The organism is Malacoplasma penetrans HF-2 (assembly GCF_000011225.1).
GTDB classification, from domain to species: Bacteria; Bacillota_I; Bacilli_A; order Mycoplasmatales; family Mycoplasmoidaceae; genus Malacoplasma; species Malacoplasma penetrans.
The window spans coordinates 1,118,873-1,131,497 of the sequence record NC_004432.1 but is presented as its reverse complement, the minus strand read 5'-3'; the positions used below and the strand labels follow the sequence as shown (position 1 = coordinate 1,131,497).

General features: G+C 25.9%; 5 protein-coding genes. All 5 read left to right on the top strand.

Annotated features, from left to right (window positions below; translation table 4 throughout):
- Positions 1–214: 214 nt before the first annotated feature.
- The gene (locus tag MYPE_RS04340; protein ID WP_011077665.1) at positions 215–3,472 is read left to right on the top strand and encodes a lipoprotein 17-related variable surface protein; all 3,258 of its coding nucleotides are present in this window, start codon (positions 215–217) and stop codon (positions 3,470–3,472) included.
- A 203-nt stretch (positions 3,473–3,675) separates the two neighbouring features.
- Entirely contained in the window at positions 3,676–6,918 is a 3,243-nt protein-coding gene (locus MYPE_RS04335) for a lipoprotein 17-related variable surface protein (RefSeq protein WP_229502219.1), read from the top strand.
- Positions 6,919–7,046: 128 nt separating this feature from the next.
- Positions 7,047–8,516: a lysine--tRNA ligase gene (gene lysS, locus MYPE_RS04330; RefSeq protein ID WP_011077663.1), complete on the top strand. Its 1,470-nt coding sequence runs from the start codon at positions 7,047–7,049 to the stop codon at positions 8,514–8,516.
- A 2-nt stretch (positions 8,517–8,518) separates the two neighbouring features.
- Positions 8,519–9,511 carry a hypothetical protein gene (locus MYPE_RS04325; RefSeq protein ID WP_011077662.1) on the top strand — a complete coding sequence of 331 codons (993 nt, stop codon included), beginning with the start codon at positions 8,519–8,521 and terminating at the stop codon, positions 9,509–9,511.
- A 180-nt stretch (positions 9,512–9,691) separates the two neighbouring features.
- Complete coding sequence (locus tag MYPE_RS04320) at positions 9,692–12,556, top strand: P116 family lipid acquisition surface protein (protein WP_044891304.1); 2,865 nt, start codon at positions 9,692–9,694, stop codon at positions 12,554–12,556.
- Positions 12,557–12,625: the final 69 nt, after the last annotated feature.

Below are 12,625 nucleotides of genomic sequence, written 5' to 3'. Positions count from 1 at the left end.
AAATACAGCAATTATGATTTTATAAAAAGGTATATAACATGAAGATTTAATTTAAAACAATTTATGTTTTTTATTAAAAGTATTAATAAAAAATTACTAAAACATAAAACTCATATTTTCATATTAACTATGACTAACCATGGAAAAGAAAATTATTTTACTTTAATATTAGGATATCTAGTTTAGAGTTAATTATTTTAATTTGGTAATTAGAATGTCATCTTTTAATAAAAAGAAAATTCTTTATTTTAAAACTATTTTTACTTCATCTTTATTGGTGGCAGGCGCTTCTGTTATAGTGACTGCAAATTTTTCCAATAGTCAAAATATTCAAATGAGTTTATCTTCAAGTGAATTAAGTTCTTCAAATTCTACAAGAGCAATTTCTGGAAATTATGAACATACAAACTATGCTTCTTTTCCTACAAATATGCCCCAAAACTTTACTCAATATAATTTGTTTGCTCAAACTAATAATTCTAATTTTGTTCAAACAAATTCTGGTGTATTAGGAATTTCTTCCGATAAGAAAACTTTCTTCTTCACTTCTTATTCTGGAAAGATTATTTGAGCTCATGAATTTGCTTCAAATGATATAGTTAAAAAATTTTATGAAAGTGAAGGGTGAGAAGTTACACATTCAAGCAATGTTACTATCAAAGAGTGAACTTTATTTGATGAATCTTCAAGAACTTTAGCTGTATTGTTAGGTGATAGTAACAACCATCAGTTTGTAACTATAATTTCTCTAGATACAGGTTTTTTTGTTACTTCTGATAATTATACAGTTGATGTGTCTAAAGCTTTTAAAGCTTTACCAACTGCAGATTATACTAATATATCAAGGGCTACTTCTACAACATTAGTAGTTTGAAAAAGCAATGGAGTAAATTCTGCACAATATCTTTCTTTCAATAACAATGCTTTAACATTAACTTCACTGAACACAACCACTGCAGAAAATTCATTAAACAATAAAAAACTAGTTAGTTTTATTTCTAGTCAAAATTATTTATTTGCATACTATGTTGAAAGCAACAGTTATACAAACACAAATAATAATACTCAATATAAATACAAACAGTATTTAGCTAAAGTATCTATTTCAGGTAATAGTATATCTTTAAGTGGTGAAAAGCAATTAAGTGATTATATTGGTGGTTCTACTTTAGATATAACCAATTTTAAAAATATTTTCTTTGCTGTTAGTAGTAACAACACAAGACAATTAGTGTTTATTAGTGGAAGTGGCACTAATAGCCATTTAAATGCATATTTAATTGACAATAGTGGTAATTTAACAACTAATAAATCTCTTTCTTTACAAGGTTATTCATTAGCTTCAGTTACAAAGGGAAATGATAATAAAATTTATATTGCTAACAATCAATCAACTAATGGAAATATTTACTTAGCTTATGTTGATGTTTCACAAAATTCTTTATCTTTATCACCTATTAGACAATCAATTGCATCAGCAAACAAAGACTATTACTTAGTTCCTATTTTATCTGATACTAGTAATAAATATTTTGCTCTTCAACAGAACAATAAAAATAACATTAATTTCCTAATTAACTCTTCAGGTAATTATCAAGAGTCAACTGGAAAAATGGTGTCAAAACACTGAAAATATAGAACAGTAAGTAACCAAACTATTTGAACAGCTTTTGGAAGAAATTATTTACCATCAAGTTTTACTTGAGCAACAGTGTCTAATTATTTTGATTTATCTAATTTAAATAGTTCCACAAATAACTTTGCTATCCAGCAGCAAAGTAACGATAATGGTACCTTATCGTTTAGAGTAACTTTTTCATATGTTTCAAATTTCTCAACTTCTTTTACTGAATCATTTAATGTGTATTTTCATATAAAAAATTTATATGGATTTTCATCTAACTTTGTTTTTACTTGATTAGATACAACCTCAACATCAAATGATCAAAGTGATAAAAATAAAATTGCAAAAATTCAAGAATTAAAAAATTCAAAATATGGAAATCAAATTACAACCAAAGATATTGTAGATAACTTCTTTTCTTATAGTATTAAAAAAGCAGATCAAACTTCTTTAACAATTGATGAATCGATGGTTAGGTTAAGTTATTCAGAGTATTTGGATTCTATAACTGTTACTGTTAATATTCCATCAACTGGAATGCCAAATGGATTTGCTTCTAGTGGGAAACAAACATTTACTAAAACATACTCAAATTTTTTATCTATTAAAAATTATTTAACAACTACAAAATCTTCATCTGATATTACTACATCTATAAAAAACATATATCCAAGTCAGTTAACTAATAATCTAATATTGAGTAGTTTTTTAAACATTGGATCGAGCCTATCTAAAACAGAAAATGATTGAACAATAACAATAACAGAGGTTGATGATATTAAGGGAACAGCAAAAGTAACAGCAGAATATAACCAAACTTCACAAATTCCTAATTTTGATAATTTACCTGATGCTGTTAAAACAAAAATAACAAATATATTAACTGGTATTACTTACACAGGTTTTAAATCTATATCTAGTAATAGTGGTTGAACTTCTACTCCAAGTTTTACTGATTTTGATAGCAGTTATTTACCAAGTGAAATTTGAGGTCAATATAAAGCTTATTTAAATGGTATGGTAAAACAATCTGATGTTATCTTGTTACAAAAGATTAATTTTTCATTAACTTCAGTAAATGATCTTAATATCACTTGCTTAAATGAAAATTCATGTGATAGTGATGGTTATTTAAATCTACAAGTTTCAATTAAAGATGGATCAAAGACAGTAGTAGATTATGATGGTAAACAATATAAAACAGATGGTGGTAAATTAGTTTTTTCACAGGATTTCTTAGCAAATTCAGGAGTAACATATCCTTATAAAGTTCAATGAAATATTACTACTGCAAATAAATACTTTTATCTTGTTGATAGAAAAACAAATTCTAGATTAGAAGCTTCTAACAATGAATATAGAATTGATATAAAATCTAACTCTCCTTTTTCTAGTTCATTAACAGATGGATTCTCTTCTGGAATCAAAGAATCTGATATTATGAATTTAATAGATACACAAGGATATGATTACAACATTTCATTAGAAACAAATGTTGATAATGGATTTACTAAAGCTACAATACAATTATCATTAAAAGATGCTCCATTATTTGATTATGGAATCAGTAATAGTAACTTTACTAGAACAATTTATATTTATAATTTCAATGTTCCAATGTCTGCAGTTGCCAAGATAACAATAATTGCACTATCAAGTGCAACTGGTGTTTTATTATTAGTTGTACTAATCTGATTCTTGTTTTGAAAAGTAAAATTAATAGATTATTTCAAAAAATCTTATAGCTGAAATAAAAAGAAAAATCAGGATAGAGCTTTGCAACAACTATACAAAAAGAATAGATATTTTAAAGAAGATTTATGAAATAAAAAGATTAGCAAAAAATAGTTAAGTTTAAATTCTATTTGGATAAAACCAAATAAAATTTTTATTTGAATGATTTAATGCAATTTAATGAATTTATTAATTTTTTTATAAATAAAGTTTTGAGGAATAGAAAATAAGAATATTTTATTTTACTATTAATAATATGACTAAAAATTGATATTTTAAATTTGGTATTATTGATGTCTTATTTAAAAAATAAAAAAATGATTTATAAAAAAATTTTGTTCTGTTCTTCTATAATATCTGCTGCAATTTCTTTACCAATTGCATCAAATTTTTTTATTAATAATCTTGATGTCAATAGTACAGCTTTAGATTCATCAACTCTTAATGTTTCTACTAGATCTGTTACTGAGCAATACAATCATACAAATTATTTTTCTATGCCAGCTTCTTCATCACTACCTAATAATTTTGAAGGATATGATTTATTTGCAGAAACTAACAATTCTCAATTTGTTCAAACAAATTTAGGAATGTTAGGTATTTCATTAGATAAAAAAACTTTCTACTTTACTTCATATTCTGGAAAGCTTATTTGAGCACAACAATTTTCATCAAATGATATTGTTAAAAGATTTTATGAAAGTCAAAATTGAACAGTTTCAGATGCTAATAATGTAACTATCAAGGAATGAGCATTAATGGATTCTACTAATAAAACTTTAGCTGTTTTATTGGGAGACAATACACATCAATTTATTACATTAATTAATTTAGATACAGGTCTTTTTATTTCAAGTAGTGGAAATTATGAAATAGATGTAACTAAATTGTTTCAAGCATTAGACGCTGCAGACTATACTAATATTTCAAAAGCTACTTCTACATCATTATTTGTTTGAAAGAACAATAGCTTAACTGATTTGAAATACTTTACTATTAATAATAGTGTTTTAGCTTCTGCTAACATTACATCATCTTCAGTGACTAGTACTTTTGCAGATAAGAAAATTTTAAATTTCTTATCTTCTGGAAATCACTTGTTTGTTCTTTATATGGATTCAACAAGCACTTCTAATAGTGGAGCAAATTATAATTACAAACAATATATTTCAAGAGTAAGTTTATCTAGTAATAATTTTTCTCTTACTGGACCCAATATAACTTTAAGTAGTAATTATATAACTAATACAAATACATTAACTACAGTTAGTTTTAAAAACATTTTCTTTGCTTCTACTAATCAATTAATATTTCTAGATGGAGCTATTGGCAATAACCACTTACAAGTTTTTACTGTTACAACATCAGGTGGCTTAAATCCGTCATACAAAACTTTATCTTTAGAAGGACATACAATTGCCTCAGTTACAAGAAGTTCTAATGGTAATAGAATTTATGTGGCTAGTAACCAAATAACTAATAGTGGTAATACATATTTAGGTTATGTAGATATAAATCAAACATCATTAAGTTTATCTTCAATTAGACAATCAACTGATAGTCAAACAAAAAATTATTTTCTTGCACCTGTTTTATCTTACACATCTTCAGAATATGTTGTTCTTCAAGACAATGCTAAAAACCCAATTAAGTATATGCAAAATGTTAGTGGTAATTATACTAATCTATCAGACAATATGTTGTTTAATAGATGGTTTTATAAAGATGCAAACAGCACTAATTTATGAAATGCTTTTGGACAAAATTATTTAGCTAATAGTTTAACTTGATCAGCAGTTAGTCCTTATATTGACTGAACTAATATAACAAGCACCACTCCATCATTTTCACTTTCTGAATCTAATGTTGCTAATGGTACTACAAGATTTAGTTTAACTTTCACGTATGCTTCTAGATTTAATTCTTCATATAATGAATCATTTACTGTGTATTTTTACATTAAAAATTTATATGCAATATCTACTAATTTTGTATTTAATTGATTAGATGCTGGTTCAACTATTGAAACATCTAAAGTACAAAAAATAGAAGAATTGAAAAGAACTAAGTATGCAAGTCAAATAACAGCACAAGATATATTAGATAACTTCATTTCTTATACTATTAAGAAAAGTGATGGTTCTAATTTGGATATCACTACAAATATGATTTCTTTGTCTTATTCTTCATCAGCAAATTTAGATAGATTAACAGTTACTATTACCATCCCTACTAGTGGGATGCCTAATGGATTTGCAAACAGCAGTAATAGAGTTTTAACTAAAACTTATACAGGTTTTATGTCACTTGCAAATTATAGAGTTTCTACAATGGCTTCATCTAATATAAATACTTTTACAAGTAACATTTATCCTAGTCAATTAACCCAACAAAACATTCTAGATAATTTTGTAAATTCTGGAAATGGTATTGGTAAAACTTTATCTGATTGAACTATTACTATTAGTAATGCTAATGATATAAATGGAACTGTTAGTGTTTCGGTTTCTTATACTAATACTTCAAAAATTCCCAATTTTGAAGATCTACCTCAAAGTGTAAAAAACTCATATTCATCAATTATAAATAATGTTACATATTCAAACTTTAAAAGCATTGCAAGCAATAGTGGTTGATCTGCTACTCCTAGGGTAACTGATTATAGTGGTTCTTATTTACCAAGTGAAATATGAGGACAATATAATGCTTATTTAAATGGACAAGTTCAATTAGCAGATGTTATCTTGTTACAAAATATTAGTTTTTCATTAACTGATAAAAACAATCTTAATATCGTTTGTTTAAATGAAAATTCATGTGATAGTGATGGATATTTAGATTTACAAATTAGCATTAAAAATAATTCAGAAACAGTAGTAGATTATAATGGTAACCAATATACAACAAGCAATGGCAAATTGGTTTTTAATGAACAATTTTTATCAAACAGCGGAGTTACTTATCCTTATCAATTGAAATGAAATATTACAACTACAAATAAATTCTTTTATCTAGTTGATAGAAGTAGTGGTTCAAAATTAGAAGCTAATAATAATGAGTATAGTATTAACATAAAATCAAACTCTCCTTTCCCATCTTCTTTTGCTAATGGATATTCTTCTCAAATTAGTGAAAGTGATATAGCTAACTTAGTAGATACACAAGGTTATACATATTCAATATCATTAGAAACTAATGTTGATAGAGGATATACTAGAGCTACTATTCAACTAGCACTTATTGACAAACCTTTATTTGATTATGGTAATAATAATCAAAACTTCACTAGAACTGTTTATATTTATAACTTTAATGTTCCAGTATCATCAGTTGCTAAACATATAATGATTGCATCATCTGGTGGAATAGGCGCATTACTAGTGGGTGGATTAATTTGATTTTTACTTTGGAAAATTAAACTGCTTCAATACATTAAAAAATCTTATAAATGAAATAAGAAGAAAAAAGATGATGAAACACTAAAACAGTTATATAGAAAAAACAGATACTTTAAAGAAGATTTGTGAAAGAAAAAGATTAGTAGTTCTAATAAAAAGTAGTAGCAATACTACTTTTTATCTGTATTTAAAGAAAACTATTATTTAATATTTTTTTATTTTATTGATTAACATAAAACATTAATCATTAAAATAATTAATGGTTAATTTTTACTGGAGCTTTTAAAATTATGGAAAGAAAATTTAATGATCAAGAATTAATAAGAAGAGAAAAGTTAAAAAATTTACAAGAAGCAAATCAAGATCCTTATGAAATTGAAAAAGTTTCTAGAACAATGACTATAGGAGATTTTAATAGTAAGTTTGCAAAATTAAAAACTCATAACACTAATAACAATATTAAGTTAGCTGGAAGAGTTGTTGCTTTAAGACAAACTTTTGGTGTTATTAGAGATTTTTATGGAGATACTCAATTTTATTTAAATAAGAAAAAAGTAAGCAAATCAATGCTTGAGTATTTTAATAAAGTATTAGATTTAGGTGATATTGTAGAAATTTTTGGATCTCCTTTTAGAACACAAAAAGGTGAATTAACTTTAGATGTTAAAAAAATTAAAATAGTATCAAAAGCTTTAAAACCACTACCTGAAAAATGGCATGGTTTAGAAGATGAAGAATTAAGAGCAAGACACAGATATGTTGATTTAATTGTTAATAAAGATTCTATGAAAGTGTTTGTAGACAGAATTAGAATTCTTAAAATAATTCGTCAATTCATGGATTCTCAAAATTATCTAGAAGTTGAAACTCCAGTTCTTCACCCTATTTTAGGTGGTGCTAATGCTAGACCTTTTATAACTTTTCATAATACTTTGGAAAGAAACTTTTATTTAAGAATTGCTACTGAATTACCACTAAAAAAATTGATAGTTGGTGGTTTTGATAAAGTTTATGAGATTGGTAGAATATTTAGAAATGAAGGGATGGATTCAACTCATAACCCTGAGTTTACTAGTATGGAAGTTTATGCTGCATATGAAAACATGGAATATATGATGAGATTAACTGAAAACCTTTTCAAATATGTTGCTAAATCACTGAAAAAACCAGTTGTTAAAATGGGGGAAAATGAAATATATTTAACTCAAAAATTCAGAAGAATTCATATGGTTGATTTTATTAAGCAAGAAACTGGAGTAGATTTTTGAGAAGTAAAATCTAATCAAGAAGCACAAGAACTTGCTAAAAAACATAATGTAAAATTTGAAAAGCACCAATCAACATTAGGTCATATTATTAATTTATTTTTTGAAGAATTCTGTGAAGCTAAATGTATTCAACCAACATTTGTTTATGGACATCCAATTGATGTTTCTCCATTATCTAAAAAAGATTATAAAAACCCAGGGTTTACAAAAAGATTTGAATTATTTATTAATACTAAAGAATATGCAAATGCATTTGCTGAGTTAAATGATCCAATTGATCAATATGAAAGATTTGAAGCTCAAGTAAAAGAAAAATCATTAGGTAATGATGAAGCTGTTGAAATGGATATGGATTTCATTGAGGCTTTAGAATATGGTCTTCCACCAACTGCAGGATTAGGTGTGGGAATTGATAGAATGATTATGTTATTTACTGAAAAATCAAGTATTAGAGATGTATTGCTATTCCCTCACATGAAAGATAAAAAATAAAAATGAATAAGTCTAATGCTTTTATTCCTAAATTAAGTTTTAGAAAAACTGTTAATTATATTGAAAAACTTAGAGAAGTTATCTTTAATTGGTTTACTGATAATGGTTACAGAATTATTACATTAGATTTACCAGTATCTACAAATATAAGTAACAAGTTAAATTCAGATAGTCCAACAATTCGTCCAATTGATTTTGATAGTACAAAAGATTTTTCAATTTATGAAATAATTAATTCTTATGACAATCTAATAAGATATATGTACTACTATTATGAACCTGAAGATGATGTGGCTTTATTTTCAAAGTATTACTTAATAGATAGAGATGTTGTGGTAAATGGAATTTTAAAAGAAAGTTTAATATACAACTTTGAAGTTCCATTTAAAGAATCTGATAGAACTAATGATCCAAAATTAAATAATCTAGTATTAAAAGAAAAGTTGGAAAGTATTTGAAAAGTTATATTTGAGTTTGCCAAAGAAAGCCAAGATACTCAGGAAAAAGAGATTCAAAAAGATTTTGATTGATGTTCATCTCACTTGATTAATCTTTCCAATCCTTTAAGTTCATTTAATAAAGGATTATATAGATATGTAAAATCAAGAAAAATGTGTGGTATCTTTTATAAAGAAAAAAACTTTAAGGAAAAGTTTAATCACAACTTTTTACAAAGTTATGATGCTAACAATACTGTTTCTTTATATGCGTGATTTAAAGAAATTGGTGAAATAGATGAGTTAATAACTTTAGCAGTAAGACCTAACTGGGAAGTATTACAAAAGCAAAACAATAATATCTTTTCAAAAGAAGAGTTTAGAAATGATTTTATAGATATTACTGAAAATGGATTAAAGGGAATTTCTTTATCTATTAAGATTCACCTAGATAAATTAGCTATTTATTTACTATCTAAAAACTTATTAGAAGAAATTCCTAGTAAGTTATCTGGGTTTGCCTTAGGTAACTTATCAAAACTATCAAATATTAAATAGACTTATAATTAAATTTTTGTAAAAGTAGTGATATTTATTAATATTACTGCTTTTTTTATTTTTTTCTTTTTTCAGGAAATTTATTGTTATTGTATACTTATTTATTAGTTAGTGATAAATTATATATACTAGAAAGATAGTAGAAACAAAAACAAAAATAAATGCATGAGGTGTTTTTTTATGATAAATAAGAAACATTTGATCAAGATTTCTTATTTGTTTACTTTAGCAGTCCCAATTGCAATATCAGTTGCTGCTGCTACAACAACTAAGGATGTTGTCAATAATAATTCTTCAACCAACACTACCTATCCAAACTTTAACAACAATAAGAAAGGTAGTATTCCGTCATCGCTTGCTAGTTTAAACTCTAATGCAATTACTGATTTTAACTACATTTCTTCCAATGAATATGGAATACAACAAAATTTTGATGACTTCTCTCAAAACTATAATTTAGCTACTCATACTGGTAGTGAATCTGGAGTTAAAAATGATATTAACTATTTTGGTTATTTAATTTGAAACCAAAACTCTAGATCATTTACTATTTCAAGTATTGAAGTTAATAATTACCAAATTTCTGATTTGGAAAATTCAAAAGTTGTTTTTGACAAAACTAAAGTTAGCTTTGATTTAACAGTCAATATCTTAGGAATCCAAGATGCATCTATTAATGTTTTAAATAAAACTTACAATCTTTCTGCTAATAATACTTATCAACTTAAAGTAAGTGTAAAAGACCAAGTTTTAAAATCTTGTGTGAATAATTTGACCGATGAATTCCTAGTTGGATGACAAGTTGATAATGCAACAATTAGTTTTAATAATGATTCATATGTAGGAACCTTTACACCAACACTTCATAGTTTCTCTTTCTCTTTCCCTTATAAAGTAAAAGGTCTAACAGGTAAACAAAATTATTTACAACTGTATTCAAAACATGAATCAGAGATTTTAAATCTTTCTAAAAATGATTTAAAAAATCATTTAAAAACTAAATTTAATTCAGAATATCAAAACACAATGGATTACATTGAAAATGGTATTCAAATTTTAGGTATATTAGCTTCAAATCCAACTGTAAAGGATTTAATCTATAAGTCTATTCCTTATGCTACAAAAATTCTTGTTGCAGCTAATTTTTTACCTTCATACCTATCACCACTAATCAATGATGCATTAGGTGATTCTAATAAACCATTTTTAGAAGTTATTAAAGAATACAAAAGTGTTATTCTTCAATTCTTAGAAGAAATGGTTGGTAGTGTTGCATCAGTTGCTGGAACATATATTGATTTATTTAAACCTAATATTACTTCTGATAGTGCTGAATATAAAAGTATTAAATCTTTCTTTACTACTTTAGCTTTAAGTGAAGATATTCAAAATGCAATTTTTAAAGATATTATAGGAGTTGATGGTTCAAAACCTCTTAGTCTTGTAGACTTCTTATATAATAATTTGGATTTAGTTTTAAAAATCGTAGATCCTACATATACTCCTGAAACTAATACTAATACCAAAGATACTTCTGATAATTCTAGTGATTCATCAACTTCTACTACAACTTCACCAATTGTAACTATTCTGAAATTGTTGTTGTCAAAAAACACAACAACCAATCAATATAATAAATTCTTTGATGTTTTAAGTGGTCCAGAAAAAACAGAATTTTACAATGCTATTATTCAGTTAGTTGGAAGCACTGATAGTCAGATATCTCAAATCTTAGGATTAATTACTCAAAGCAATGCAAACTTTACAACTGATAATATTGTAAAATTTGTTTCTAGTTTACATGCTGCAATTCAAGAGATGTTTGCAAGAAATGAAAACTATAAAAACTTTTATGATAAAGATGCATATAAGAATTTAACTTTCCATACAAGTTTTGCTAAAGATCCAGAAATTGATAAGACTAAGAAAACAATTAGTTTTGATTATAAAATTTACTACACCTTAAATAAAAAAATAGATTTTAGTCCAGTTATTGCTGCGTTCAAAAATTTATTAACTGTAGATACTATTTCTGCATTGATTAAACAATTTACTAGCACTGATCTTGATAGCATTGTGGGTAGTATACCAGCTGTAGGTGATTTTGCGAAAGCAAGAGTTATTAAAGCTTTAATGCAATATATTCCTGATAATATTTGAATTGGTGCAAACAGCAATGAAGCTTTCTATAAACAAAATAAAACTACTGTAAGTTTTTCATCAAGTGGTTCAAATATTTGATTCTACCCAATTAGGGTTGGAACAAACTATAAATTAGGATATCAATTTGAATTTAATAAGAATGTTAAAATGGATGATCCAAGTTTTACACAATCTATTACTTCAAACTACAACTCAAAAACAAATTCTGTTTCTTTAATAAGTGTTGATATTTCAAATAGTAGTTGATCATTATCTACGGATATTGCAATTGATTTTTACTTCCGTGATTTCTGAAAAAACTTCTTAAAGAATGTTGTTTTAAGAGATTATGATTTCGCTGAAATTTTTACATCAGATCAAGTAAATGATCAAAATATAGCAACTATTGAAACTTATAGTCCAGATCTGTATACAACAGGATTTGCTTTAGAAAATACAATGTCTTCAATTGTTACTGATGATGTTTTGAAAGAATTTGAAGTAGATAAAAACACAACTCAAGTTGTCAGTGATTACATGTCTACTGGTGCTTTATATAAATGAAAAGATGGCAATGATAGTAGTTCTTTATATGGTGCTAAACCAAAACTTTCTGATGCATTAAAAACTAGTTTAACAAGTAAGATGTATAAATTGGTAAACCAAGAAAGTTTCAACAAAATGTCAGATAATACTAACTTATCAGTTAGTGCTACAATAGATCCAATTATGAACTTTAATCTACCATTAAAAGTTTACCAAGCAGATTATGGTGTTGATGTTGATATTAAGATCAGAATGACTACTGTTAGCTTTAATGTTTATTCTCCTATCAAGTTTTATGACACAACTTCTAAAACTCTTGTTAATGGATTTAGTCGTTTAATATCACACATAGGTTAAATAAAAGAATATCAGTGGCCAATTTGTTGGTTGCTGATATTTTATATCAATCCTAAAAAATATACTTGA